The 25,025-nt window shown below is 34.6% G+C and carries 26 protein-coding genes; 9 read left to right on the plus strand and 17 right to left on the minus strand.

From position 1 onward, the window contains the following. Window positions 1–2: 2 nt before the first annotated feature. The 11 genes from rpiB to pdxA form a co-directional block, all read right to left on the minus strand. Window positions 3–440: a ribose 5-phosphate isomerase B gene (rpiB, locus tag EHC72_RS04445; RefSeq protein WP_131536461.1), complete on the minus strand. Its 438-nt coding sequence runs from the start codon at window positions 438–440 to the stop codon at window positions 3–5. 46 nt (window positions 441–486) lie between these two features. Next, window positions 487–1,371, minus strand: a complete 885-nt coding sequence (tatC, locus tag EHC72_RS04450; protein ID WP_131536462.1) for a twin-arginine translocase subunit TatC — start codon at window positions 1,369–1,371, stop codon at window positions 487–489. A gap of 70 nt (window positions 1,372–1,441) precedes the next feature. Next, window positions 1,442–2,782, minus strand: a complete 1,341-nt coding sequence (gene accC / locus EHC72_RS04455; RefSeq protein ID WP_131536463.1) for an acetyl-CoA carboxylase biotin carboxylase subunit — start codon at window positions 2,780–2,782, stop codon at window positions 1,442–1,444. Between the two features lie 138 nt (window positions 2,783–2,920). Next, window positions 2,921–3,397 (minus strand): acetyl-CoA carboxylase biotin carboxyl carrier protein, encoded by a 477-nt coding sequence (accB, locus tag EHC72_RS04460; RefSeq protein WP_131536464.1) that lies wholly within the window; start codon window positions 3,395–3,397, stop codon window positions 2,921–2,923. Window positions 3,398–3,489: 92 nt separating this feature from the next. Continuing rightward, window positions 3,490–4,488 (minus strand): beta-ketoacyl-ACP synthase III, encoded by a 999-nt coding sequence (locus EHC72_RS04465; protein WP_131536465.1) that lies wholly within the window; start codon window positions 4,486–4,488, stop codon window positions 3,490–3,492. 19 nt (window positions 4,489–4,507) lie between these two features. Continuing rightward, a complete protein-coding gene (gene plsX / locus EHC72_RS04470) occupies window positions 4,508–5,446 on the minus strand; it encodes a phosphate acyltransferase PlsX (RefSeq protein WP_131536466.1) in 939 nt (312 codons plus the stop codon). A 105-nt stretch (window positions 5,447–5,551) separates the two neighbouring features. Further along, entirely contained in the window at window positions 5,552–5,743 is a 192-nt protein-coding gene (rpmF, locus tag EHC72_RS04475; RefSeq protein WP_025143959.1) for a 50S ribosomal protein L32, read from the minus strand. A 15-nt stretch (window positions 5,744–5,758) separates the two neighbouring features. Beyond that, window positions 5,759–6,289, minus strand: a complete 531-nt coding sequence (locus EHC72_RS04480; protein ID WP_131536467.1) for a YceD family protein — start codon at window positions 6,287–6,289, stop codon at window positions 5,759–5,761. A 179-nt stretch (window positions 6,290–6,468) separates the two neighbouring features. Then, window positions 6,469–7,299, minus strand: a complete 831-nt coding sequence (locus EHC72_RS04485; RefSeq protein ID WP_131536468.1) for a sulfurtransferase — start codon at window positions 7,297–7,299, stop codon at window positions 6,469–6,471. Window positions 7,300–7,348: 49 nt separating this feature from the next. Then, window positions 7,349–8,023 (minus strand): MarC family protein, encoded by a 675-nt coding sequence (locus EHC72_RS04490; protein ID WP_131536469.1) that lies wholly within the window; start codon window positions 8,021–8,023, stop codon window positions 7,349–7,351. Window positions 8,024–8,087: 64 nt separating this feature from the next. After that, window positions 8,088–9,167, minus strand: a complete 1,080-nt coding sequence (gene pdxA, locus EHC72_RS04495) for a 4-hydroxythreonine-4-phosphate dehydrogenase PdxA (protein ID WP_131536470.1) — start codon at window positions 9,165–9,167, stop codon at window positions 8,088–8,090. Between the two features lie 174 nt (window positions 9,168–9,341). On the opposite strand from pdxA, the gene rsmA reads away from it, so the two are divergent. Together rsmA and EHC72_RS04505 are read left to right on the plus strand one after the other, a co-directional pair. Beyond that, window positions 9,342–10,121, plus strand: coding sequence for a 16S rRNA (adenine(1518)-N(6)/adenine(1519)-N(6))-dimethyltransferase RsmA (rsmA, locus tag EHC72_RS04500; RefSeq protein ID WP_131536471.1), 780 nt, complete (start codon window positions 9,342–9,344; stop codon window positions 10,119–10,121). Window positions 10,122–10,220: 99 nt separating this feature from the next. After that, on the plus strand, window positions 10,221–10,823 hold the full coding sequence (locus tag EHC72_RS04505) for a thioredoxin family protein (protein WP_131536472.1): 603 nt from the start codon (window positions 10,221–10,223) through the stop codon (window positions 10,821–10,823). Window positions 10,824–10,975: 152 nt separating this feature from the next. Here EHC72_RS04505 and EHC72_RS04510 read toward each other — a convergent pair whose 3' ends face one another. Next, the gene (locus EHC72_RS04510) at window positions 10,976–11,257 is read right to left on the minus strand and encodes an ATP-dependent Clp protease adaptor ClpS (RefSeq protein WP_131536473.1); all 282 of its coding nucleotides are present in this window, start codon (window positions 11,255–11,257) and stop codon (window positions 10,976–10,978) included. A 164-nt stretch (window positions 11,258–11,421) separates the two neighbouring features. Here EHC72_RS04510 and EHC72_RS04515 point away from each other — a divergent pair, with 164 nt between their 5' ends. After that, window positions 11,422–12,468: a 3-oxoacyl-ACP synthase III family protein gene (locus tag EHC72_RS04515; RefSeq protein WP_131536474.1), complete on the plus strand. Its 1,047-nt coding sequence runs from the start codon at window positions 11,422–11,424 to the stop codon at window positions 12,466–12,468. Between the two features lie 614 nt (window positions 12,469–13,082). Here the strand turns inward: EHC72_RS04515 and EHC72_RS04520 are convergent. Both EHC72_RS04520 and EHC72_RS04525 read right to left on the minus strand, forming a co-directional pair. Next, window positions 13,083–15,533, minus strand: a complete 2,451-nt coding sequence (locus EHC72_RS04520) for a hypothetical protein (protein ID WP_131536475.1) — start codon at window positions 15,531–15,533, stop codon at window positions 13,083–13,085. Next, the gene (locus EHC72_RS04525) at window positions 15,499–16,524 is read right to left on the minus strand and encodes a hypothetical protein (protein ID WP_131536476.1); all 1,026 of its coding nucleotides are present in this window, start codon (window positions 16,522–16,524) and stop codon (window positions 15,499–15,501) included. The genes EHC72_RS04520 and EHC72_RS04525 overlap by 35 nt, the downstream gene beginning before the upstream one ends. A gap of 28 nt (window positions 16,525–16,552) precedes the next feature. Here EHC72_RS04525 and dtd point away from each other — a divergent pair, with 28 nt between their 5' ends. Genes dtd through EHC72_RS04540 form a run of 3 tightly spaced genes read left to right on the plus strand, consistent with a single transcriptional unit; the run spans window position 16,553 to window position 18,765 of the window. Beyond that, entirely contained in the window at window positions 16,553–17,005 is a 453-nt protein-coding gene (dtd, locus tag EHC72_RS04530; protein WP_131536477.1) for a D-aminoacyl-tRNA deacylase, read from the plus strand. Between the two features lie 47 nt (window positions 17,006–17,052). Next, complete coding sequence (locus EHC72_RS04535; RefSeq protein ID WP_165585761.1) at window positions 17,053–18,261, plus strand: hypothetical protein; 1,209 nt, start codon at window positions 17,053–17,055, stop codon at window positions 18,259–18,261. Between the two features lie 24 nt (window positions 18,262–18,285). Further along, window positions 18,286–18,765 carry a hypothetical protein gene (locus EHC72_RS04540; RefSeq protein ID WP_131536479.1) on the plus strand — a complete coding sequence of 160 codons (480 nt, stop codon included), beginning with the start codon at window positions 18,286–18,288 and terminating at the stop codon, window positions 18,763–18,765. A gap of 4 nt (window positions 18,766–18,769) precedes the next feature. On the opposite strand, the gene EHC72_RS04545 is transcribed toward EHC72_RS04540, so the two are convergent. Then, window positions 18,770–20,182 (minus strand): hypothetical protein, encoded by a 1,413-nt coding sequence (locus EHC72_RS04545; protein ID WP_131536480.1) that lies wholly within the window; start codon window positions 20,180–20,182, stop codon window positions 18,770–18,772. A gap of 185 nt (window positions 20,183–20,367) precedes the next feature. Between EHC72_RS04545 and EHC72_RS04550 the strand changes: the two genes are divergently transcribed. Beyond that, on the plus strand, window positions 20,368–21,909 hold the full coding sequence (locus EHC72_RS04550) for a glycosyltransferase family 39 protein (protein ID WP_131536481.1): 1,542 nt from the start codon (window positions 20,368–20,370) through the stop codon (window positions 21,907–21,909). Then, window positions 21,899–22,228, plus strand: a complete 330-nt coding sequence (locus EHC72_RS04555) for a nucleotide pyrophosphohydrolase (RefSeq protein WP_131536482.1) — start codon at window positions 21,899–21,901, stop codon at window positions 22,226–22,228. The genes EHC72_RS04550 and EHC72_RS04555 overlap by 11 nt, the downstream gene beginning before the upstream one ends. A 16-nt stretch (window positions 22,229–22,244) precedes the next feature. Here EHC72_RS04555 and EHC72_RS04560 read toward each other — a convergent pair whose 3' ends face one another. After that, on the minus strand, window positions 22,245–22,544 hold the full coding sequence (locus tag EHC72_RS04560) for a DUF4286 family protein (RefSeq protein ID WP_131536483.1): 300 nt from the start codon (window positions 22,542–22,544) through the stop codon (window positions 22,245–22,247). 257 nt (window positions 22,545–22,801) lie between these two features. On the opposite strand from EHC72_RS04560, the gene EHC72_RS04565 reads away from it, so the two are divergent. Further along, on the plus strand, window positions 22,802–23,128 hold the full coding sequence (locus EHC72_RS04565; RefSeq protein WP_211660277.1) for a hypothetical protein: 327 nt from the start codon (window positions 22,802–22,804) through the stop codon (window positions 23,126–23,128). A gap of 51 nt (window positions 23,129–23,179) precedes the next feature. Here EHC72_RS04565 and EHC72_RS04570 read toward each other — a convergent pair whose 3' ends face one another. After that, the gene (locus EHC72_RS04570) at window positions 23,180–25,003 is read right to left on the minus strand and encodes a tetratricopeptide repeat protein (protein ID WP_131536485.1); all 1,824 of its coding nucleotides are present in this window, start codon (window positions 25,001–25,003) and stop codon (window positions 23,180–23,182) included. Window positions 25,004–25,025 lie beyond the last annotated feature (22 nt).

Here is a 25,025-nt window from a genome sequence, read left to right on the forward strand (position 1 = left end):
CTTTAGCAAGATATTTTTTCAACCCTGTTTTGATGACGGCCACCTTCAAAGTCAGTATTTAGAAAGGTTGTTGTCATTTCTTTTGCAAGTTCTTCTGATACGAATCTGGCTGGAATACATAAAACATTAGCATCATTATGTTTGCGCACAAGCGATGCAACTTCATTTTCCCAGCAAAGCGCTGCCCTAATTTTCTGATGTTTGTTGGCAGTAATGGCTACACCATTTGCTGAGCCACAAATTAAAATACCGTAATCAAATTCTCCACTTTCTACTGCCGAAGCAACAGGGTGTGCAAAATCTGGATAATCTACAGAATCAGCAGAGTGGGTACCAAAATCCTTAACCTCATATTGATTGAGGAAATTTTTTAGTACTTCTTTGTATTCAAAACCCGCATGATCAGCGCCAATAGCAATTTTTATCTTTGTATCAGACATTATTCAAATTTATATAGAATTATGAAATGTATTCGTAATGTTTTTGTTAGTTAGCATAGAAAGCTTTTTCTTCTTTTTTCTTTTTACGCTCAATATAAGCCGAAACAAAAATACTTAGCTCGTATAATAAAAATAGTGGTGCCGCTACGGTCAACATTGTTAAAATATCCGGTGTTGGCGTTACAATTGCTGCAATAATCAGGATAATTACAGTAGCATATCTTCTGCTCGACCTCATAAATTTAGGCGTCATTAATCCCAATTTTGAGAGAATGTAAATAATAATCGGAAGCTCGAAAATTATACCAGTGCCCAGAGTTAGCGTAGCAATAGACGATACATAAGAATCAATTGTAAATGTATTTTTGATTTCACTACTCACAGTATATCCAGTTAAGAAATTAACCGATAATGCACAGATAATAAAATAGCCAAATACAATACCGATCATGAATAAAAGTGATGCGAAAAACACGAAGCCACTAGCCGATTTGCGTTCTTTTTCGTGTAATGCCGGTTTAATAAAGCGCCAGATTTCCCAAAGCAAATACGGAAAACCAAGTACAATACCAGTCATAACACAAACATTAAGCTGGAGATTAAACTGACCCGCCATTTCGGTGTTGATAATTTCGCCATTAATTTTGGTAATACACATGTCTTTACCAAGAGAAGGGAAATGTTCGGCCAGTTTGCACATCATTCTGTAAGTCCAGAAATCAGGCTTTTTAGGTCCAAAAATTACTTTATCCAATAATTCCTCATTGAAATAAAAAGCAATGCCTGTAAAAACAGCTATGGCTAGTGCTGATCTAATTAAATGTTTACGTAAAACATCAAGGTGATCAAAAAAGGACATTTCGGCCTCTAGTGTTGTCCCTTTATTGGCTACGCTCTTGATTAGGGATCTTTTTTCGTTGGTGTCGCTCATGTTGAAAACAAAAATACCATTCTAAATGAATAGAATGGTATTTACGTGTTAAATATAGAAATAGTTTATATTATTCTGATAAAACAAATGTTTCCATAAATTTAGTGGTAAAATTACCTGCTCTAAAATTAGGATCTTTCATCAATTGTAAGTGAAAAGGAATAGTTGTTTTAACACCCTCAATTACAAATTCGCCTAAAGCACGCTCCATTGTACAAATTGCCTCTTCGCGGGTTTGAGCCACACAAATTAATTTTGCAATCATACTATCATAGTTAGATGGGATTTGATAACCAGCATAAACATGCGTGTCAACCCTTACACCATGACCACCTGGAGAGTGGAAATTAGTAATTTTTCCTGGCGATGGGCGGAAGTTATTAAATGGATCTTCTGCATTAATACGGCACTCGATAGCATGCATATCAGGGAAATAATTTTTTCCTGAAATTGGAATACCAGCAGCCACTTTAATTTGTTCTTTAATTAAATCGAAGTTAATTACTTCTTCTGTAACTGGATGCTCTACCTGAATACGGGTATTCATTTCCATAAAGTAGAAGTTACGGTGTTTATCAACCAAAAATTCGATTGTTCCGGCACCTTCGTAATTTACAGCCATTGCACCTTTAATCGCAGCTTCGCCCATTCTTACACGTAATTCATCAGTCATAAAAGGAGAAGGAGATTCTTCTACCAATTTTTGGTGACGACGTTGAATAGAGCAATCACGCTCAGAAAGGTGACAAGCTTTGCCAAACTGATCTCCAATAATCTGAATTTCAATGTGACGTGGATCTTCGATATATTTTTCTAAATAAAGACCATCATTACCAAATGCTGCTCCAGATTCCTGACGGGCACTATCCCAAGCATTTTCAAAATCTTCATCTTTCCAAACAACACGCATACCACGACCACCACCACCAGCAGTAGCTTTAAGTATAACTGGGTAACCCATTTCATTTGCAATGGCAATACCTTCTTTAACGCTGGTTAATAAACCTTCAGAACCTGGAATTGTTGGTACACCAGCAATTTTCATGGTTTCTTTTGCCGAAGCTTTATCACCCATACCATTAATCTGTTCAGGTGTAGCACCAATAAATTTGATGTTATACTCACGGCAAATATTAGAAAACTTAGCATTTTCTGATAAAAATCCGTAACCAGGATGGATGGCATCGGCGTTTGTTAATTCGGCAGCCGAAATAATATTTGGGATATTTAAATAAGAATCTTTACTAGGTGGGGGACCAATACAAACCGCTTCATCAGCGAAACGTACGTGTAAACTCTCACGATCTGCGGTAGAGTAAACAGCAACCGTTTTGATGCCCATTTCCTTACAGGTACGGATGATACGCAAAGCGATTTCGCCCCTGTTGGCAATTAGTATTTTTTTAAACATAATTTTCCTTTTTCGTCAGTCTTTCTTAAAAGTACTATCGTCATGCTGAAACTTCAGCATCTAAATGATTTTAAAAAAATGAGACCCTGAAACAAGTTCAGGGTGACGCAAATAATAGTAGAAAGTTTTCGCTAATAATTAAATAGGTTCTACTAAAAATAATGGTTGATCGTATTCAACTGGAGAAGCATTTTCTACCAATATTTTAACAATACGGCCAGAAACTTCACTTTCAATCTCGTTAAATAACTTCATCGCTTCGATGATACAAACCACTTTACCAGTGCTTACTTCATCACCTACATTAACAAACATTGGTTTATCAGGGCTTGATGAACGATAAAAAGTACCAATCATTGGCGACTTAATAGTAATGTATTTTGAAGTATCTTCTGCAGCAGGTACTACTGGAGTTGCGGCAATTGGTGCAGTAGGAGCTGTAGCTACCGGTGCTGCTGCCTGAACAAGTGGTGCTTGCGGAATAGTTGCATGCACAACTGTTGGTGCCTGGTTTGTTTTAATGGTGATTTTGAAGTCTTCTTGCTCAATCGCAACTTCGTTTACACCAGAACGTGAAACAAATTTAATCAGTTCCTGTATTTGTTTGATATCCATTTTTTAATCGTTGTTATGTAAAAAATAGTGTATAAATGAATTAACTAAGTTATACTTTTTTTGTTTTAAATTAATATAGTTTAGTCTAAAGACTAGTTGCTATCGTAAGCCCATTTAAGATAAATTGATCCCCATGTAAAACCTCCACCGAAGGCTGCAAGAACAATATTATCTCCTTTTTTCAACTGGCTTTCCCATTCCCATAAGCATAGTGGTATGGTTCCGTTAGTTGTATTTCCGTAACGTTCAATGTTAATCATTACCTTATCGGTACCTACGCCCATACGGTTGGCAGTTGCATCAATAATACGTTTATTTGCTTGGTGAGGCACTAACCATGCAATATCATCAGCAGTTAAGCTGTTTCTATCCATAATTTCTGCAGCAACATCAGCCATATTGGTTACTGCAAATTTAAATACAGTTGGTCCTTCCTGGTGTGCATAATGTTCGCGTGCATCAATAGTTTCGTGCGTTGCAGGTTTAACTGAACCTCCAGCTTTCATACCTAAGAAATCTCTTCCGGCACCATCAGTTCTAAGAATAGAATCCATAATACCTAAACCTTCTTCATTAGGCTCAAGCAAGGCGCAGCCACAACCATCACCAAAAATAATACAAGTAGTGCGGTCTTCGTAATTAATAATTGATGACATTTTATCGCCACCAACAACTAATACCTTTTTGTGCCTACCCGATTCAATAAATGATGCACCCGTAGAAAGACCAAATATAAAGCCCGAACAAGCCGCTTGTAAATCATAACCCCAAGCATTTTTAGCACCAATTTTATCAGCTAAAACATTTGCCGTTGCCGGAAAAGTAAAGTCGGGTGTGGTGGTGCAAAAAATAATCAATTCAATTTCTTCTGCAGAAATACCTCGCTTTTTAAGTAATCCATTTACGGCATGAACAGCCATATCAGATGTACCTAAACCTTCGCCTTTTAAGATTCTACGCTCTTTGATCCCGGTTCGGCTGGTAATCCATTCATCTGAAGTTTCAACCATGGTTTCTAACTCTGCATTTGTTAATACATAGTCGGGGACATAACCATTAACTGCTGTTATAGCAGCGTGAATTTTACTCATTTTAAAATAAATTTGATAATTATTTAAATGCGTTTCTAATTTTATCTACTAAACCCGTTGTAATCATTTCTCTTGATTGTAACACCATGTTTTTAACCGCCGTAGGACTAGAAATGCCATGTCCGATAACAACTGGAGCATTAACGCCTAAAACTGGGCTGCCGCCATATTGTTCGTAATTAAAACGATCGAAAAATTCATCTTTCAATCCTTTTTTAATGGTTAATACATAAAATGATTCTGCCAGTTTAAGCATTACATTTCCAGTAAAACCATCACAAACAATCACGTCAGCTTTATCGTTAAACAAATCACGTCCTTCTACATTACCCACAAAGTTGAATAAATTTGTATCCTTCATTAGTGGAAAAGTAGCCATGCTTAGCATATTTCCTTTTTCGTCTTCTTCGCCAATATTCATTAACGCAACTTTAGGACTATTTATTTGCAGTAAATTTTCTGCGTATAAACTACCTAAAACGCCAAATTGTAATAAAATATCGGGTTTACAATCCGCATTAGCGCCAACATCAAGCAATAAACCTGTGCCGCCTTTAATTTTCGGAAGAATGGTACATAAACATGGGCGGATAATGCCCGGAACGGTTTTAACGCTAAAAACAGCGCCAACCAGCATTGCTCCAGAGTTTCCAGCACTTGCAAAAGAATCGATTTTTCCTTCTTTTAAAAGGTTAAAACCAACTGCTATGCTCGATTTTGGTTTCTGAACAATTGCTTTTGTGGGGTGTTCGCCCATACCAATAACCTCATCAGTATGAACGTATTCAAAATGATCCGGATTAAAACCTTCTTCTGCCAGAATGGGTTTAATCTGTTCGGTATCGCCAATAAGAACAAGGTGTTCATTGGCATTTAGCGATTGATGAGCTGCTATTGCTCCCAAAACAATTGCTTTGGGAGCATAGTCTCCGCCCATTATGTCGAGGCCTATTTTCATAGAAAAAAAATGTTTGTGTTAAATAATAGGATTAGCCCTATAAATTTTTCAGAAGACTAAGGTATAACTAAAGCCGCTGAAAACACAAACAATTTTTTAAGAAAATTACCCGATTTGAGTATTTTCGATAACCAATTTACCGTTATAGTATAGGTTACCATCAACGTTATAAGCACGGTGAGGTACGTGGATAGCACCTGTTGCCGAGCATGTTGCTAAAGAAGGAGTCACAGCTTTATAGTGAGTTCTTCTTTTATTTTTTCTCTGTTTCGAGATTTTCCGTTTTGGATGTGCCATTGGTGTATAATCTAATTATTTTTTTAACTTATTAAGTGCTTCCCAACGCGGGTCGCTTGATTGTTCATTTTCTTCGTTTTGCTTGTCGATAGATAATTGCTCTAATCGATCAATCATTTCCTGATCACAATCTTTACCAGCTTGCTCACAGTTTTTGATATATGGAACCGCTACGTTTATCATTTCGTATAATGGCCCTGCAATATCAATTGAGGTTTCTTTACGGCTTAGTGAAATGATTTCCTCATCATCACTTTCCATTTCAGCCTCTGCAAATTTTACAATTTGTCTTTCGTACAAATTAACAGGAAGTGAAAATTCCGATAAACATTTATCGCAATCTAAATTAACTGTTCCAATTACTTTAAATTTTAACAGTAACATGGTCTCTTGTTTCTCAAGTTCCAGGTTAACGGTTAATTTGCCGCTTTTAATCAAAGAGTACTCAAAGGCATTAAAAAAAGAGTCATCAAGCTCATATTCAAACTGATGAGATCCCAATTTTAATCCGGTAAACGGTACTGAAAATTGTTTTAACGGGTTCAAAGTACTGTAAAATTTTAGCCTGCAAATGTAGGGATTATTTTGTTAGATAAAAAATGTTTTTCAAAAATGATTTTTCACGTAAAGCATTATCGCTGACGTATTTCATTTAAAAAACGCTTTATTAGCCTCTTTTAAAAATCAAAATAAACGTATTAATCCTTAAAAATATCAAGAAATGACTAGTTTTCTGCCAAAATCATCTCTTTATTATTTCTCGACCATTCGCTCCACGACCCAACATAAAGCTTAGGTATTTTAAGCCCAGCGTAATCCATTGCCAAAAGCGTGTGGCAGGCCGTTATTCCTGATCCGCAATGCACAATAATATTTTCTGGCTTTATGCCGCTTAAAGCTTTAATGTATTTATCTTTTAATATGCCTGGCGATAAGAAGGCTCCAGTAGCATCCAGATTCTCTGTAAAAGGAATATTGATGGCGCCGGGAATATGACCTGCAATTAAATCGATAGGCTCTGTAAGGCCTTCATAACGATTTGCATCGCGAACATCAATTACTACATGATCCTCTGTTTTGGCAACGGCCTCAACTTCATTAATATCTGATAGGGGAAGTTCCCACTCCGCTATAGGATAGTTTTCGACTGATTTTGGAATTTCAGCTTTGCTGCTTAGTAGAAATCCTGCGTTAATTGCTGCATTAAAACCTCCATTTATAACCTGAACTTTTTGATGACCGATGGATTTTAGCATCCACCAAAGTCTGGCGGCTGCATTTCCACCATTTTTATCATCATAAACAATAACATGGCTATCTTTTGTGATTCCAAATTTACCTAGCACGGCTCCGAATTGATCAAAAGTAGGTAATGGATGTCTACCTCCGAGAGCGAAATCACCAATATTGGCTAAATCGTTATTTACATCGGCAAAATATGCACCTTCCAAATGATTTTCATCGTACCTGGCTTTTGAACCGGCGCTTGCATCAATTAAAATATAATTTTCTTTACTTAAAAGGATAAGTTCTTCGGGCTGTATTATTGGTGTCATTTTAAATGTATTGAACCCAAATATAAATAAATGAAAAGAAATGCTTTTGTTATTGTGCTTTAATTAAGGCTCGAATGCCAGATATTGCAATTTGTAAACCAACGCAGAAAATTAAAAATGCAGTAATCCTATTTACAATTTTTTCACCGTTACTACCCAAATAGTTTATTATTCTTTTAGTGTTCAGATAAAAAACATAAATCAAGATGCACATTACAATTACGGCGAGAATAATGGCACCCGTATTAATTAAATAATTGGTGAAATTACTTGTAGCACTGTGAGCGCTTAATGTAAACAAAACTGAAAGTGTGCCTGCGCCTGTAGTAACTGGAAAAGTAATAGGATAAAATAATTTGTTTTCGATATTATGATATTCTGATGCTGGTAAAGTTTCAGTAGAATCTCCATCTGTTTTAAGGTTATCATCCGAAGAAAGAAATTCCCATCCCATTTTGCAAATCATGATTCCGCCAGCCATTTGAATTACTGGTATTGAAATACCGAAAAGTTCTAAAATGTAATGACCAGCAAATAACGAAACCGTGCAAATACAGAAAGCATATAAAGTGATTCTTTTAATAGCTCTTTTTTTATCGGCATTATTAAGGTGTGCAAAATATGGACTTACAATAAAGGCACTTCCAATAGGATTAACAACTGGAAAAAGTGTAATGATACCAATAAATAATAAGTGGATAAATGAATGAATTGCAGCAGGCATAATGATTAAATATGCGTTTAATATACAGCAATTAAATAATAGTTAATAGTGTTTAGCTATTTTCCTACGAAGCGTCGTCTTTAATATCGAATTGCGTTTCAACCACTTTTCCGCCACCACGCAATTGGTTTTTCAGCATTTCTTCCTGCTCTCTTCTGTTTTTCACAATGTGAATTGCAGCGAATAAAGCTTCGGTAAAAGATGTAGAATCGGCTAGGCCTTTTCCGGCAATATCATAGCCTGTACCGTGATCTGGAGAGGTGCGTACAAAATTTAAACCTGCGGTATAATTTACGCCGTTATGGAAAGCGAGTGTTTTAAAAGGGATTAAACCTTGATCGTGGTACATAGCTAAAACAGCGTCGAATTGTTTATAACTCCCGTTTCCAAAAAAACCATCGGCAGGGTAAGGACCAAAAACCATCATACCTTTATCATACGCTTCCTGAATTGCAGGTGTAATAATTTCTGCTTCTTCTGCACCTAATAAACCATTATCGCTAGCGTGAGGGTTTAAGCCTAAAACAGCAATTTTTGGTTTTTCAATCCAGAAATCCTTTTTTAAACTATCGTTAATCAGTTTTAACTTGCTAACAATTTTATCTTTGGTAATATTTGTTGGAACTGCTGCAACTGGAATGTGACCTGTTACAACACCAACACGTAAATTTTCGCTAATTAAAAACATCAATACGTCCTTACTTCCACTTTTTTCCTGTAAATATTCTGTATGGCCAGGAAAAGCAAAAGTTTCTGATTGGATATTATGTTTGTTAATTGGAGCAGTAACTAAGGCGTCTATATCACCGTTAACTAAATCTGCTGTTGCCTTTTCAAGTGAAAGAAGTGCATATTTACCTCCGGTTTCGGTTACCTGACCCAATTCAATTTTCACATCTTCCTCCCAACAATTAATCATATTTGCCTTTTTTGGCTGCGCTTGGTTGGCATGATTAATCACATTAAAGCTAAAATCGCCAAGGTTATTTGCTTTTCTATGGAAAGAAGAAACTTTAGTATGTCCGTAAACAATTGGTGTACAATAGTTTAAAATAGCAGGGTTTGATAAGGTTTTAATAATTACCTCTAAACCAATGCCGTTTACATCGCCTATACTGATTCCAATCTTAAGTTTATCGCTCATAATAAATGGTAAATTTTAGCGCAAATTACTGATTTTCGATTAAACGGGCGCTTACCGAATAAAAATTAGTTATTTTGTATAAAAATATTAGTCTAAGAATTAAGGTTTATCAAAGAAAATGAATGGCATAATTCAATTTTCTTGTTCTGAAGTTCTTCGGCAAAAAACATTAAGATGAGTTTAGTAAAAGCGAAAAAACACTTAGGTCAGCATTTTTTAACCGATAAAGGTATAGCAAATCGAATTGTAGAAAGTTTGGTAAATACCGAAAAGTACACACAGGTATTGGAAGTTGGGCCTGGTATGGGAATTTTATCTGATTTTTTATTGCAACGCGAGGATTTACAAACTTACTTAATCGATATTGATACTGAATCTTTCCATTTCTTAAATGAAAAATATCCTCAATTGGGAGATCGCTTAATAAACGGTGATTTTTTGAAACTTAATTTTGACGATATTTTTCCTGGCAACTTTGCCATCATCGGCAATTTTCCTTACAATATTTCATCACAAATTTTATTTAAGATTTTAGATAACCGCAATAAGGTTGTGGAAATGGTTGGGATGTTTCAAAAAGAGGTTGCGCAACGCTGTGCTGCACCATCAGGAAATAAAGAGTACGGGATTTTGAGTGTTTTTCTACAAGCTTATTATAAAATTGAATACCTTTTTACAGTAAAACCCGGAACATTTAATCCACCACCTAAAGTTAACTCTGCTGTAATTCGTTTAACACGTAACGAAGTTGAACAACTGGATTGTGATGAGAAATTATTTTGGCGTGTGGTAAAGGCAGGTTTTAATCAACGAAGAAAAACCTTGCGTAACGCTTTATCGGCGGTAATGCCAAAGGATAAAATGGACGATCATATTTATTTCGAAAAGCGTGCAGAGCAATTAACCGTAGCTGATTTTGTGGCGCTAACACAACATGTAAGCTCGCTGCTGTAATAAATTTCTGGTTATAATCGGGCATATTTTTTCTTGCAAATTAATGATGATTATAACTGAATTTCTCCTTTCCTTTGCGCTGTAATTTTAAATAACATTATGCTTAATTATCGCGAAATTTTTGAAGAAGAAGGAATGGATTACTCCACTTACCGTCAATTAGTTGATCAACTCTTAGCCGAAGGGCATACAACTGGTCCGGATAGTTCTGAAGCGATGTTGCACTATAGTAAAATGAATGTGCAAAGAATGAATCGTGTGGATAAAACAGCCACTTTAAATGAAGATTTACAGCAGGTAATTTCGAATTTAAAAGGTAAATATAAATTACTGGTTATTACCGAAGGTTGGTGTGGTGATGCAGCGCAGATTATTCCAATCTTTAATAAAGTTGCATTGGCAGCACCTGATAAATTTGAACTTAAATTTGTGCTACGTGATAAGAACCTTCCACTTATCGATGCTCATTTAACAAACGGTGGCAGAGCAATTCCGGTGGTTTTGGTATTAGATGAAAACGGCGAAGAGGTTTTAGTAAAATGGGGTCCTCGACCACAAATTTTACAAGCTTTACTAGCCGATTGGAAAAAAGAAAGTAGCGATATGATGGAAATTGCCGAAAAACTTCATGGCTGGTATGCAAAAGACAAAACGCAAACTACCCAGGCGGAATTAAACGGTGTTATAAAAAGTCTGGGGTAAGTTTATAAAACTGAGTCGATTATATTTGAATAAAAAAGAAGATTAATCGATATAGAATTAGATGTCTCGTCCTGCTGAATTTATTTCAGCATCTTTCATATTACAAAGACCCTGAAATAAATTCAGGGTGACGGAGTAAAAAATAAACAGAATTAATCTACTGAAACCGTTAAGCCTTCTTGCTGAAGAATTTTTCTGTATACTTCCATTTCAGTAAAAGAGCCTTCTAAAACAGGGCATTTACCATCATTGTGTACTTTCCATGCAATTTTTTCTGCTTGAGATTCGTTGTAATCCAAATACTTCATCATGCAATAAATTACATGGTCGAAAGTATTTACATCATCATTCCACAAAATAAGGCGATGTACAGTTTTAATAGAAGTTAAAATTTCTTCGAGCGTAAAGGTCTCTTCCTGGGTTTCTGTAGACATGATGCAAAAATAACGATTTTTATGAAACATATAATACTTTTATGGAAGATGTAATTTGTTAACCCGATGATGATTATCTTAACAGAAGCTTAGCATCTATTCCATTAGTTTTTACCGAGTTTACATTAATTTAATACATTTGCTAACCAAATTAAATAAAGAGCATGCACCAATCTAAAATTGCAGGAGTAGGGTACTACGTTCCTAAAAATGTATATACCAACAATGATTTGAGTCGTTTTATGGAAACCAGTGATGAATGGATTCAGGAACGAACAGGAATTAAAGAACGAAGATTTGCAGATCGGTATGAAGAAACCACCACTACAATGGGGATTGAGGCTTCTAAAATTGCATTGGAACGAGCTGGAATCACGGCTAAGGATGTTGATTTTATTGTATTTGCAACCTTAAGTCCTGATTATTATTTCCCCGGTTGTGGCGTTTTATTGCAGCGGGAAATGGGAATGGGCGAAATTGGTGCTTTAGATATACGTAACCAATGCTCAGGCTTTGTGTATGCACTTTCTGTGGCAGATCAGTTTGTAAAAACGGGGATGTATAAAAACGTACTTGTTGTAGGGAGTGAAAAGCACTCTTTTGCAATGGATTTTGAAACTAGAAGTAGAAATGTATCTGTAATTTTTGGTGATGGAGCAGGGGCAGTTGTATTGCAGCCAACGGACGAACCCGGAAAAGGAATTTTAAGTACACATTTACACAGTGATGGTGCAGAGGCAGAAATTTTGGCTATGTATTATCCAGGTGCGCATGCTAATAAATGGCTTAAAGATAAACCTGCTTATCCAGAACAAGAATTAGGTGGGTTATTTATGACGAATGAAATTTTAGAAAGTGGAGCAGCTTTACCTTATATGGATGGCCCGGCGGTATTTAAAAAAGCTGTTGTTAAATTTCCTGAGGTAATTAAAGAGGCTTTGGCAGCAAATAACCTAACCGAGAAAGATATTGATATGTTAGTGCCACATCAGGCAAATTTGCGTATAAGCCAATATGTTCAAAATTTACTTGGGCTGAGAGATGACCAGGTTTTTAATAACATTCAAAAATACGGAAATACCACAGCAGCTTCGGTGCCAATTGCTTTATGTGAAGCTTGGGAAGCAGGAAAAATAAAAGATGGTGATTTGGTTTGCCTTGCAGCTTTTGGTTCAGGTTTTACCTGGGCAAGTGCTCTAATAAGATGGTAATGATTGGTTAAAATTATAGATGAGTTATTTCGTTATGCTGAAAAAAAATTGCCTTTGGTTCAACTATTATTTTAACTAGGGTTAGAAGGGAATTATTTTTTGGAAAACATTATACCTATGGTCGGTATTATCACTGTACCATCTAAATGCAATCTACGTAATGTGTTTACCCTTGCGATTGGTACTATCACAAACCGCTAGGGTATACAATTAGAAATTAACTTAAGCCTAATAGTTATTAATTAAATACTATTTGTATATAATTTGATTCTGCGAGGTATTAAGTAGATACTATTAGTAACTGCTTAAATACTATTAGTCTATAATTAATCACTATTAATCTATAATTTGATACTATTAGTGATTAATTATAGACTAATAGTATCAAAATTTATTTATATCTGTGATTACCAACCGCAAGGGTAAGAGCAAAACTTCAATTGCCATGCTAACCGAAACGGTCATTTCCAAATTCTAATACTTAGGGAAAACAAACAGCAGCTAGTCGTTAATTACGCTCCCCAACTTTTTCACTTGACACGAAATAAATTCAATAGCACGAACAAAACAAAAAAGGGTTATCAGCTTATTTCTAACAACCTCTTTTGTTAACGTTATTTGCCAGCTATAAAATCGCTGAGGTAACTACACTCACCCACAGCATTTTCATAAAAAGGGGTTTTAGCATATTTTAGTTTCAGTTCCTTAAAATAAGGATTATTATAATTTGCTCTGATAAAATCTTTGTACTTCACATCGTTTGTGTTGTAATAAGCAAAAGACATTGGGCTGGCGTTCATAATAATTTGTTTCTGCGCACATTTGGCAAGCATAAAAGTACATTTAGCCTTAAAGTTTGCATTTGTGCTTAATGCCCTTGCTTTTAAATACCACACTCTAGCGGTTTGCGCTTTTTTATAATCCACATCATAACCATATTTTGGTTTATTGTAATTATCATATGATGACCAATCGTAGCTAATCAAAAACCAGCTATTGCCATAATAACCTGTTTGGTAAACAGCATTAGCCATTTTATAATAGTATTGTGCCGCATTTGCTTTATCAGTTACGATTAGCCTTTGTAAGCGCACCATTTCTTTTGCAAAACCTTTTTTGGTTATATTTTGATCAAGTGCAACGTATTGTTTAGGGTAATCATTAATTGTTTCGATAAAAGGATTGGCAAAAAGCTTGGCATTGTCTTGATCTGCATACCAATTTTCAGGACTGAAATATTGGTAAGTGGCAGATACTTTATTAAACATAATTAACGCTTTATCGTATTGATGGGTACGTAAATAAGTTGTGCCATAAAGCTCATAAAAATCATCATCCTTTAATTGATTTAAAGCCTTTGCTAATAAAGCAGTTAAATCGTTTCCTTTGGTTTTAGCCTTATAAGCAGCAATGCCATGCATACTATTTGGGCTCAAGTATTTTTGCCAAAAAGAAGTAGTTTGGTAGCTCATGTTTTTAAATAATGAGTTTTCCGTTAGGGTTTTGTACCTCAAATCTCCTTTTACCATAGCAAGAGCGGCTTTTGCAGTATCGCCCATGTTCATATAAGCAGGTGCCAAAATTTGTTGATAAAAATTTCTTGCTGTTAAAGTAAACCGTCTATTGGCATTGCTCCAATCATAATATGATTGATCTTTTGATTGCGTTTTGTTCTCCGAAAAACGCTTTTCATCCAACCATTTTAAGGTGGCAAGTAAATCATTCTCATTAAAGGAATTGCCCTTTTTAATGTTTTTAGATTTAATTAAAAGATCAATAATTCTATACTGACTTTGTAATCTTTCTGGTAATTTATCGGGGTTAAGAATAGCCAAGTAATTAGCTGCAAGAAAATCCTTATTTTCCATCCATGATAAATAAGCAGCAGTTAAAGTACCAAGTTCTGGCTGCGGGTATTTTTTCTCAGAAGCAAGCTTTATAGCAAAATTTCTAATTTGATTAAGGTTTTTAAGATTTTCGTTTTTAACACTGTCTTTATATTTGGTACTTCGTCCTTCATCATAAAAATAATAGCTATAAGATATTTTTGCAACATCATTATCAGCAATTAAGCGTTGTTCTAACTTATTTACCTCACGAACCAAAATTGCTCCGTTTAATAAGCTCTTTGGCTCATATTGATATACTTTTTCTAAACTAACCTGACCGGGATCAGAATTTCCAAAACTACTTATGGCCCATATATTGGCTTTTTCATTTGTGGTTTTTGCATATTTTAAAACTCCATTAATAGCCGATCCAGTATAAAAATAATTTTTATAAGCTTGAACTCTACGTTCAGGATTGCTAGAAAAAACTTTAGAGAATAAGAATGCTGCCTCATCAGGATTTCCAGTTTTACGCACCGCCCCGGCATATAAAGCTAAGCCCCAGCCTTTAACAGCGCTGTTTATTTTGCTGGTTTTAATCAGTTTATTATAAGTTGATTTACAATCATTATAAGCACCTCCGTAATGAAACATTCTTGCCGTTTGGTATGCATAGCGAAGCTTTAAAAAGTCGTCCTTCTCAGCGTTAGCTAACTCTAAACCCTCTGCAGCTTTTTCTACCATGGTTGTTGTATCACGTGGCTGTGGGTTCCAAAGGCTAAATTCTGTATTGGCTAAAGGTTCGCAGCTTTTAGCAAAGCGATAATACTTTAAAGCTGCCGTATTTTTACTTAATCCCTGAATAAATGTATTACTAAGCAAACTATCAGGTAATTCATTAATAACGCCACTATAATTTTCTAGTTTTACACTGGTAGCGCTATCTGTATTATACATTACCTTAAATACATCGCCTTGCTTTACATTTAGATATTTTGCCCATTCTCGGCTATTAATTTCAGGTTCACTCTCTACCTCTTCCTCACTGTTTAAGTAAATCATTTGATTGTAGGCAAAAGGCAAAAATTCATCACCATCAACATTATTATGGAAATAAGAAATGTAATAATCGTAGGGGTCAATTTCGCCTCCACAGGCAAGATTTACAGCTATTTCTCCAAAAAAAGTGAAAAGAAAAACACTAAAAATCAGCGATAATTTTTTGAAAGTCTTCATTGGTAAAATGTTTTAATAGGTCAATGTCTAGATGGTAGAAAACGAGATTTCGCTCGTCTGAAGGCAAATATCGAGATAAAAATTTAGATGAAGCAAGCAAATTATCTAAAGTAATTTCTTCCCATCTAACTTCATCACCCATTTTTAAACCCGCCGTTGGATAATCTAATAAAAGCGTATATAAATTGGATTCACCTTTTTGTTTAAACAATTTTTTGTCGTGTAGCACAGTTTTATTAATCCGCTTGGATATACCTGCATATTGTTGCTTTCTAAATACAACTGCCCATTCAAAAATAGGTAAAGCAACATCCATTTTGAGTGGATAGCTTCCTATATCTTTTTTTAGATATACATCCATTTCATGCATATCTAAAATAGAATTCTGGGTGCCATACTTACGCAAATTGCCCATGTTGTAACACATAAGCATTACTTTTTTAACAGGAGGAATGCCACTCGATACCAAGTTTTTTACTTGATGTAACCTCAACGTAACCGAAATGGTTTTACCTTTTAGCAAAGGATTTTTCTGTAGCAGATTGAGGAAATTAAAATATTGCGCTTTTGTAGTTTTGGTCCAATCGCAATCAATTTGCAGTTCCGTATAATTTTGTTTCCCTGCCTGCTTAACCTTTGCATCTACAAATTTGGCAATGCGATTAGCCATTTCACCATTTTTTTGGCTATCCAAATTATTGAATACTTGATTTACAATATAAACCACAGGAACAATATCAACTTTTGCGGGCAATGGATTAGAAAAACTTATTGGAGATACAGGAACTGCTTGTTGTAAATCAGGATCAAAATCTACATCCATTATGCGCACATAAAGAGATTTCGACTTAAATAGTTCCAGATAATTGGTTTCGGCCTTTCTATTTTGATAATCTGTTTTCCAGTAATAAAAAGTTGAATGTACTGCTGGTTTCGGTTTGCAGCCAATTACAAAAAGGGCGGAAATTATTAAAATACTTATCTTGCGCATACAATTAATTCATCAAAAGTAGTATAAAATGCGTGCAGTTTTACAAAGAGTTACTCAAGCAAGTTGCGTAGTTGAAGGAAATACAACAGGCGAAATAGCAACCGGATTTTTAGTTTTATTAGGGATTGAAGATGCTGATACTTCAGAAGATTTAGATTGGCTGGCACAAAAAATTGTTGGAATGCGGGTTTTTAGTGATGAAAATGGTTTGATGAATAAGGCGCTGGCAGATGTTGGCGGAAACATTTTACTGATTAGTCAGTTTACTTTATATGCAGCTACAAAAAAAGGAAATAGGCCTGGTTTTACAAGAGCTGCAAAACCTGATGTAGCGATACCTCTATATGAGAAAATGATTGCCAAACTATCAACTTTACTTGGAAAAAATGTAGAAACAGGCATTTTTGGCGCCGATATGAAAATTAGTTTGTTAAATGATGGGCCTGTAACTATTCTAATTGATACGAAGAATAAGGAATAATTGACTGGTTAAATTATATATTTGGTTATACATCTCAAAATCTGCTTATGAACGCTATTTCAAATCTCAACTTTAAAAAAGCAATATTTTCTTTGAGCAAACAAAATTTTTGCTATTTGCTGTTGCTAAGTTTAATCTTTTTAGGTTGTAAAAGAGTTGTTAGGGAAGATGATAAAGGTGTTGCTGGGGCAGATGATATAGAAGAAGTTTCTACCGCAGAAATGAAAAAGGTAATGGATTTAAAATTGCCTTTGAAAACAGTTTTAATTAATAAAACTTATAATTTAACCATACCAGAGAGCAATACATTTAGTGTTTCTAAAATTGAACCGACCCCAGGTGAAGAGGCCGAGAAGATTGGTAAAATAGATTTGGCTAAAATTTCTGCAGGCTACTTTAGCGTTACTTTCGATAATATTTTTACCCGTCACGGCGAATTATATAAAGAAGAAGTATTGATTATACCCGAAAATGATTCGAAAATATTAACCATTAAGGATGTGAAAAATCAATATGAAAGAGCCGATTTTGTATATTTTGAAGATGAAAAAAGTATAGTTTTTGAGCAAAGCGATAGTTTTTTTACCATCCATTTTGATTATGACGAAGCCCATAAAAGCTATATATTTTATAGAGCAGAAATGAGCTGGAGTAAAAAGTTTCCTAAAAAACAAAAGTTAAATCTTTTTCTTCATTTACTAAAACAAGCCCAAAATTTAACCAATACAAATTATACTAATGCAAAATTTACTTCATGGGAAGATTATGTTCAAAATAGTCCTGTTATAAAGATTGATGCGCTTAAAGACATTTTTAAGAAGATTGAAAAAGAACTTAAAGTCTTTTTGGAAGAGGGAGAAAAGGTAGCGCCAAGAACGGCAGGTAATTATGAGTTTGTACAATTATATCGTGCTACGACAGGTAACGAATTGGCGTTTTATAAATTTATAGATGCAGTTAAAGCGAATAAGGCGAGTGAATTAGGTGATTCAGGATATGGAAATGAAATTTTTGATGTAAGGAGTAATAGTCAATATAAAGTGCGACAAGAAGAGGGCTGTTATGTAATTGATTTTTCAGCTAGAAATTATTCTGGCCAAGTTTATAGTAGCGGAGTAACCGTTGTTTGCCCGATAGAATATAAAAGTAAGAGTTTTTTTATAAGAACAATGGACGATTTGACGGAAGCGGATGCAGATTTGTTCATTAAAATGTTTAGCTATTTTAGCAAGAACTATACTTTAAATACCAAATAAAAAGAACCATCTAAAACTATTTTTATGTTTAAAAATAATTTACTTGCTGCCTTGTTCATTATAAGTTTTGCTTCCTGCAATCCAATTGGCACTGATATAACAGAAGTTCCATTACAAATTGGTGAAATTACATCTGCCGAGGGCGTTGATTTAAAAAAGGGTGATGTTGTAACTATATGGTCTAAGGTTGCAGCAAAAGAAGCCACGCCAGATTTTAAAATAAAGTTTAATGTAGAAAGTCGAGGTCAATCTTTAATGTTCGATAGTTTGAATGTTATGGGTGGAACTCATATTGTTAATTCTAAAAAAACAACAGAATCATACAATTCAAGTAGCTCTGCAGGCGATAGTACTGTATATTACACCGTTTGGGATTTTGAAATTGAAAATAAAAAGTTTACGGTACCACGCGATGGAAAGTATAATTTTGATTTTAAGCTAACTAAGGCGGGCACTAGTTTCCCGAGTAGCGAAATATCAATTATACTCCGTAAATCCATTTAAATCCTTACTGAAACTTTTCAATATAAGCTTCAAACTCTTCAGCGTTATGCTGTTCAAAATATTCTGTGTAAAAACATTTATGCAAAATATAATCCACAACGTAATACAATAAAAACATTGATGCGGTACTTAACCATATAAATGAAAGTACTTTGGCTTTAATAAAAGTTAAAAATCCTTGGGTAAAATCAAAAAAATCCTTAAAATCTGCGTAGTATAATATAATTACAGCAAGGAAAGGAACTATTTTGGTGCTTAACTTAAATCTGGCAAGCAGTAAAACGGAAACAATGTAAACCGCAAGACTATAAAAAGCAGAAAAATCTCTTAGCTCTGCCTGTTTTGAAAAATATCGATAACAAGTATAAACAGTGAGTAAAGCACAATAAATAATTAAATGAATATTTCTGTTGGATTTTAATCTTTCAACGTAGTTGCTAGTTGAATTACCGCTTTTTTTTGCGAAAATTAATGTGAAAAAGGGAATTAAATTAAAAATGGGTAATAGGGAAAGAGAGTTTATAACGCCAAAATATTTTTTTAAAGAGTAGTTTCTATATTGAATTAAGTTGGCGAAAAACCTTCCATAAATAAAAAGAACAATTAAATAACTCAGGATATAAATAATCGCTGTTGTTTTTAAGGAAGATGAAAAGGAGAGTGAAATTGAAAATATTGTAGCAGCCATATCTACAACCATGAGTAACAACACGGGATAGCTAATTAAAAATGCCCACTTAAAAAAGCTAGCAGAAATATTTTGTACATCAAGCGGGTTTACCAATTGTTTGATACTATAAATTCTATTCGATAGGTAAAAGAATCCTGTTAAAATGGCAATGGTTTTAAGAGATATTAAACTGAAAATTATAGAAACAATAATATCTTTAACATAAAGCGAAGAGCCAACAAAGCCCCCAATAAATTTATATAAGGAATCAGGATCTGAAGAAACGGTGTAGCTGAAAATTAATACAGCGACAACTTGTATAATAATTGATTTTATTTTTGATACTCCAGCGGGCTTAATTTCACTTTTAAAGTAAAAAATAACGAAGGCCGCAAGCGGCAATACAAAGGTTGCGAAACCTAATCCACTATAAATTAGATTACTATTATCAATGCTTAAATGATAATCGAGAAAGCCAGCCCAATCTGCTTTAAATACATAATAAGGGAGAAATAGCAACTGAATAATTAAACCTTTAGCAATTAATTTATTGCTGTAAAAATACCAGGCAAAAACTAAACTCTCAAAAAGCCAGTTCTGCGACTTCCACAAATAGGTATAAAATAAATTATCTGGACCGTAGCTATCCACAAAGTAATTGCTGATTTGTAGAAAGGCAATAATTGTACCTAAAATCCATATAGAATTAATGGCTTTTTGTTGTTTTTCACTGAAGAGCAGATTCATATTTTCAATTTAGATGATTAACTCAATATTTCTGGTTAAAACAAATATATTAAAGTTTTGTAATGTGAACTTTATATACAAGGTAACCTATTTGTGTAAGTATTAAAAACTTAGATTACTTGTGTAACTAATTAATTAAATAACAATCAAACTAAAAATGTTTGCCCTAAACTTTTATTCTTGATATGACAGATAAATATTCAAACCGAAAAGCAGAATACGCTTATCTACTTTTTTTTATTTTACTGAAAATATTTCTTTCTTATTTATTGGTTAATTCTGTTTATGAACTGCACAGAGATGAATATTTACATTTAGACCAGGCAAATCATTTGGCTGCAGGTTTCACCTCAGTTCCACCACTAACTTCGCTTTTTTCCTGGTTAATTAAAGCTTTAGGCAATAGCTTTTTCGTCGTTCGGCTGGTGCCAGCATTAATTGGTGTTTTTACTCTTTTATTCTGTTGGAAGATAGTCGATTTTTTAGGAGGTAACTTATTAGCTAAGTGTTTAGTTGCGGTTGCTTGCCTATGTTCTTCATTGTTAAGGTTAAATACACTTTATCAACCTAATTCGTTTGATGTTTTAGCATGGACAGCCGTATTTTACTATCTGTTAAGGTATTTTGATAAAAATGAAGCTAAACATCTATATGCATTTGCAATTTTTGTTGCTTTAGGTTTTTTGAATAAATACAATATCCTTTTTCTAATTATTGGCTTATTACCAGCAGTATTATTAACATCTAAAAGGAAAATATTTGCCGATAAACACTTTTATTTTTCCATTTTACTGATCTTATTAATTATATCACCAAACGTAATCTGGCAAATAAATAATCATTTCCCTGTTTTAAAGCATATGAAACTTTTGCAGGCAACACAATTGGTTCATGTAAATAGAATCGATTTTTTTATTGGTCAGATCCTATTTTTTATAAGTTCAATCTTTATTTTACTCGCTGGAATAGGCAGTTTGTTTTTTTATAAAGATTTTAGGAAGCACAGTTGGGTGATCCTTACTTACCTTTTTACACTCATTGTATTCAGCTACTTTAAAGCGAAGGATTATTATGCATTAGGTTTGTATCCGGTTTTACTAGCTTTTGGTGCAGTTTATTTAGCCCGTGCTTTATCAAAAAAATACGTACTTACGAGCCTGCTATTTGCTTTTACAATAGGCTCATTTATTTATTTGCTGCCACTGATAATGCCATTTTATAGTCCCGATGAGATTGTTGCACACCATAAAAGATTTGAAAGGGTAGGTGCCCTCCGTTGGGAAGATGGAAAAAATCATCAGTTGCCACAAGATTACGCTGATATGCAGGGCTGGAAAGAAATGGCAGCGCTAACGGATATTGCTTACGAAAAGGTTAAAGATAAATCGGCTTTATTGATAAGGGCAGATAATTACGGACAAGCGGGTGCCGTTAATTATTATTCGAAATATAAAAATATAAATGCTGTATCGTACAATGCCGACTATTTGTATTGGTTTAAAATGGATAAACCGATTAAACACCTCATCCTGATAAGAGAATTTGATGACCGAGACCCTGAAAGAAAAAGAGAAAAACCTTATTTTGGCAGAATAACTAAAATTGGTGAAGTGAAAAACAAATTTTCCAGAGAGTATGGGGCAAGTGTTTTTTTGCTGGAAGATGCCAATGTTGATATTAATAAAATTATTCTATCTGAAATAAAAGAAGATCAAAATGACAATTAACGAGGCGCAGCAAGCGGTGGATAACTGGATTAAAACGACTGGAATACGCTATTTTAATGAGTTAACCAATACGGCAATTTTAATGGAAGAAGTGGGGGAAGTTGCCCGTATTATGTCCAGAAAGTATGGTGAGCAATCTTTTAAAAAGAGTGATGAAGAAGTAAACCTTGCTGATGAAATGGCCGATGTAATGTTTGTACTGATTTGTTTGGCCAATCAAACAGGGATTAATCTAACGGATGCTTTAGAGAAAAACCTCGAAAAGAAAAGCATCCGCGATACGGACAGACACAAAAATAACAAGAAAATAAATCCGTAGATATTGTGATGGAGTTTTAAACAAACTCCATTAAAGTGCGGTAAGCAACAAAGCGATTTTTAAATTTTGAATTTAAATCCTCCTGTAAAGCTGGAGCATAAACATTTAAATATTCGTTGTATTGTTCCTGCGTTTCCGCAACATATTGTACGCAATAAGTAACGCCTTCGTTTGGTGAATCTAAAACTTTTAATAAACGGTGTGATACAAAAAGACCTGTAGCCATTACTTGAGGAATATGAGTTTCTTGAGCCCATTGCAGCCACTCTTCGGCAGCAGCGTCATCTAAAATTAAAGTTACGTTGTATAAAAGCATGAGGCAAAGATAAGGTTTTGTATAGGGATGCCAAATGAAATATAAGCTGTTTATATCATTCAATCAGAAAAAAATGATGGTTACATATTTAAAAGTTTACGGATTTTAAATTCATTTTATTTACTTTCGGAATGCCCTGCTGAACATCTCGAAAAGGCTGATTTGTTTTATTTAGCGTGCATTTCGAGTAGCTCCTATTGGACAATTAGCACAATAACCTGATCTTAAATGACATGATAATTATCTAGAATGACTTGGTGATGATCTGGAATGGCTTGGTAACGGTCTGGAATGACTTGGTAACGGTCGCAATTGGCTTGGTAACGGTCTGGAATGACTTGGTAACGGTCGCAATTGGCTTGGTAGCGGTCGCAATTGACTTGGTAATGATCCGGAATGGCTTGGTAACGGTCGCAATTGGCTTGGTAATGATCCGGAATGGCTTGGTAACGGTCGCAATTGACTTGGTAACGGTCGCAATTGGCTTGGTAACAGTCGCAATTGGCTTGGTAACAGTCGCAATTGGCTTGGTAACAGTCACAATTGACTTGGCAACGGTCGCAATTGACTTGGTAATGGTCTAGAACGACTTGGTAATAATAGCCTCTCTCAAAATAAACAAATTGGCCTCATTCTTAAACCCCATCACCCCTTAAATTCCTAAACCTTTTTCGGGCTTCGGCACTAAACATACTGCCTGGATAATCAGTAATCAGTTTTTGGAAATATATTTTAGCCTGGGCCAAATCATTCAGCTTCTTTTCGTATAAATCGGCCAGCGTAAAAAGGGCATCATCGGTCCAAATGCCATCCTTAAAATCTTCAGCAACCTTTTTTAATATATCTGCGGCAGCTTGAAAATCATTTGCTTTTAAAAGAATTTTAGCTTTGCTCATCATTACTGCATCCGTCAAACTATTTTGAGGATAAGCAATTGCAATGCTATCCAACTTTTTTATAGCTTGTGCGGGTAGGTTTCTAAACAATAACATCTCTGCATCGGCGTACATTTTTAGGGCGTTGCTATCCGCTGGCGTTTGGATGTTATCTGTAATTAATAAACTTAAGTTTAAGGCATCGTTAGCAATTAGCTGGGAGGTTGCTGCTTTTAAAACCAGACACTGTCCGTTGCTATATTCGAAATTACCCTGGTAAAAAGAAAGTTTCGCACTTCTGAAACGGGCTTCATTGCCAATGGCTTGTCCTTCAAATTGCTTGCTTACCTGCTCGTAAACTAAAAAGGCTTCCCAGGGTTGGTTGGTTAAAATATAAACATCACCTAAATCTAATTTCAGCTGACCGATATCTACAGTATTTATTCCTGGAATTTTTAGCGCTTCTTCCAATGCAATTTCTGCCTTTTCGGGATGTTTTAAATAATAAGCCTGCAAGTTAGCCCACTTTTTGATGGCGAATAAGGTGTTTTTATTTTTGCCATATTCATCAAGTAAAGTCTGATAATCTTTCGCTAAAGCCTCTAAATCCACAACATTATATTTTCCAGGCGTTTGTATGTTGTATTTTGTGTTTAATAATTCAATTTTTGAAGGCAAATAATAAGCATTTTCCTTACCCTTGGTTATTAAATACTCGTATGCTTTAATCGCAGTATCATATGCGTTGTTATCAACAAAAGTGTAAATGGTATTAAATAAAGTTCCACCATCAGCCTTTGTACGTTTATCAAAAGCTATTAACTGGCGTAAAGCCATATCATATTCTTGTTGTTGAATATAATTCCAGGTTAAAAGCTGAACATAGATTTCGGCATCGGGCTCTTTTTGCATTTTCTTTAAAATACCGATCTGAAAGTTTTGATAATCATTTTTATCTTCAAAAATAGCAGGTAAAACAGCTTCAGCCTGTGCTAGTAACTGCGGCATGGTGCTTAATGCATCTAAATATTCTTGCATTAGCATGGGTTTATCTTTCTTAAACCTGTAAATATTAAGTAGTTCGAAGGTAAAAAGCTGGTTATTATCAAGGAGTTTTCTGCCTTGCTTAAAGGTTTGAATAGCAAATTCATAATTTTCAAACCGATAGAAATTATTGGCGAGTGACCTTATTTTATACTCATCCTTTGGAAGCTTATTAATGGCCTCCGTAAAAATTTTACTGGCAGCTGGTAAATCACCTTTTTCCTGATAAAGTTTGCCCAAAGCAATCAAATAAATATCGTTTTGAGGTGTTTGTTTCACTTGCTTTTTTACAAGCTTTTCTGCAACGTCATATTTTTTTAGTTTAAGTAGGCAATTAAAATATAAATCGAAGTAGGCCTCATTATTAGGGCTGGCATAAAGTTTCTCTAAAAGAAGGGCTGCTTTTTCGTAATCACCCTCTTGATAATATTGAATAGCTAAAGAACTTTCATCGGGTGCAATTTGTTGGTTAGGGCGAAATATCTGAGCATTTACTCCGTTGTACAGAAAGAAAAACACGATGAAAAGTAAACGCTTCATACCTCTAAATTAAAAGATTTAA

The sequence above is a fragment of the Pedobacter nototheniae genome (assembly GCF_004335085.1).
In the GTDB taxonomy this organism is placed as follows: Bacteria; Bacteroidota; Bacteroidia; order Sphingobacteriales; family Sphingobacteriaceae; genus Pedobacter; species Pedobacter nototheniae.

What these genes read in the sequence shown, in the direction of transcription:
- EHC72_RS04515 (WP_131536474.1), top strand. Translation starts at nt 11,422, where the DNA reads ATGCACCAATCTAAAATTGCAGGAGTAGGGTACTACGTTCCTAAAAAT.
- plsX (WP_131536466.1), bottom strand. Translation starts at nt 5,446, where the DNA reads ATGAAAATAGGCCTCGACATAATGGGCGGAGACTATGCTCCCAAAGCA.
- EHC72_RS04540 (WP_131536479.1), top strand. Translation starts at nt 18,286, where the DNA reads ATGTTTAAAAATAATTTACTTGCTGCCTTGTTCATTATAAGTTTTGCT.
- rsmA (WP_131536471.1), top strand. Translation starts at nt 9,342, where the DNA reads ATGAGTTTAGTAAAAGCGAAAAAACACTTAGGTCAGCATTTTTTAACC.
- rpmF (WP_025143959.1), bottom strand. Translation starts at nt 5,743, where the DNA reads ATGGCACATCCAAAACGGAAAATCTCGAAACAGAGAAAAAATAAAAGA.
- EHC72_RS04490 (WP_131536469.1), bottom strand. Translation starts at nt 8,023, where the DNA reads ATGCCTGCTGCAATTCATTCATTTATCCACTTATTATTTATTGGTATC.
- rpiB (WP_131536461.1), bottom strand. Translation starts at nt 440, where the DNA reads ATGTCTGATACAAAGATAAAAATTGCTATTGGCGCTGATCATGCGGGT.
- dtd (WP_131536477.1), top strand. Translation starts at nt 16,553, where the DNA reads ATGCGTGCAGTTTTACAAAGAGTTACTCAAGCAAGTTGCGTAGTTGAA.
- EHC72_RS04505 (WP_131536472.1), top strand. Translation starts at nt 10,221, where the DNA reads ATGCTTAATTATCGCGAAATTTTTGAAGAAGAAGGAATGGATTACTCC.
- tatC (WP_131536462.1), bottom strand. Translation starts at nt 1,371, where the DNA reads ATGAGCGACACCAACGAAAAAAGATCCCTAATCAAGAGCGTAGCCAAT.
- EHC72_RS04550 (WP_131536481.1), top strand. Translation starts at nt 20,368, where the DNA reads ATGACAGATAAATATTCAAACCGAAAAGCAGAATACGCTTATCTACTT.
- accB (WP_131536464.1), bottom strand. Translation starts at nt 3,397, where the DNA reads ATGGATATCAAACAAATACAGGAACTGATTAAATTTGTTTCACGTTCT.
- EHC72_RS04525 (WP_131536476.1), bottom strand. Translation starts at nt 16,524, where the DNA reads ATGCGCAAGATAAGTATTTTAATAATTTCCGCCCTTTTTGTAATTGGC.
- EHC72_RS04545 (WP_131536480.1), bottom strand. Translation starts at nt 20,182, where the DNA reads ATGAATCTGCTCTTCAGTGAAAAACAACAAAAAGCCATTAATTCTATA.
- EHC72_RS04555 (WP_131536482.1), top strand. Translation starts at nt 21,899, where the DNA reads ATGACAATTAACGAGGCGCAGCAAGCGGTGGATAACTGGATTAAAACG.
- EHC72_RS04570 (WP_131536485.1), bottom strand. Translation starts at nt 25,003, where the DNA reads ATGAAGCGTTTACTTTTCATCGTGTTTTTCTTTCTGTACAACGGAGTA.
- EHC72_RS04535 (WP_165585761.1), top strand. Translation starts at nt 17,053, where the DNA reads ATGAACGCTATTTCAAATCTCAACTTTAAAAAAGCAATATTTTCTTTG.
- EHC72_RS04485 (WP_131536468.1), bottom strand. Translation starts at nt 7,299, where the DNA reads ATGACACCAATAATACAGCCCGAAGAACTTATCCTTTTAAGTAAAGAA.
- EHC72_RS04510 (WP_131536473.1), bottom strand. Translation starts at nt 11,257, where the DNA reads ATGTCTACAGAAACCCAGGAAGAGACCTTTACGCTCGAAGAAATTTTA.
- pdxA (WP_131536470.1), bottom strand. Translation starts at nt 9,167, where the DNA reads ATGAGCGATAAACTTAAGATTGGAATCAGTATAGGCGATGTAAACGGC.
- EHC72_RS04520 (WP_131536475.1), bottom strand. Translation starts at nt 15,533, where the DNA reads ATGAAGACTTTCAAAAAATTATCGCTGATTTTTAGTGTTTTTCTTTTC.
- accC (WP_131536463.1), bottom strand. Translation starts at nt 2,782, where the DNA reads ATGTTTAAAAAAATACTAATTGCCAACAGGGGCGAAATCGCTTTGCGT.
- EHC72_RS04465 (WP_131536465.1), bottom strand. Translation starts at nt 4,488, where the DNA reads ATGAGTAAAATTCACGCTGCTATAACAGCAGTTAATGGTTATGTCCCC.
- EHC72_RS04560 (WP_131536483.1), bottom strand. Translation starts at nt 22,544, where the DNA reads ATGCTTTTATACAACGTAACTTTAATTTTAGATGACGCTGCTGCCGAA.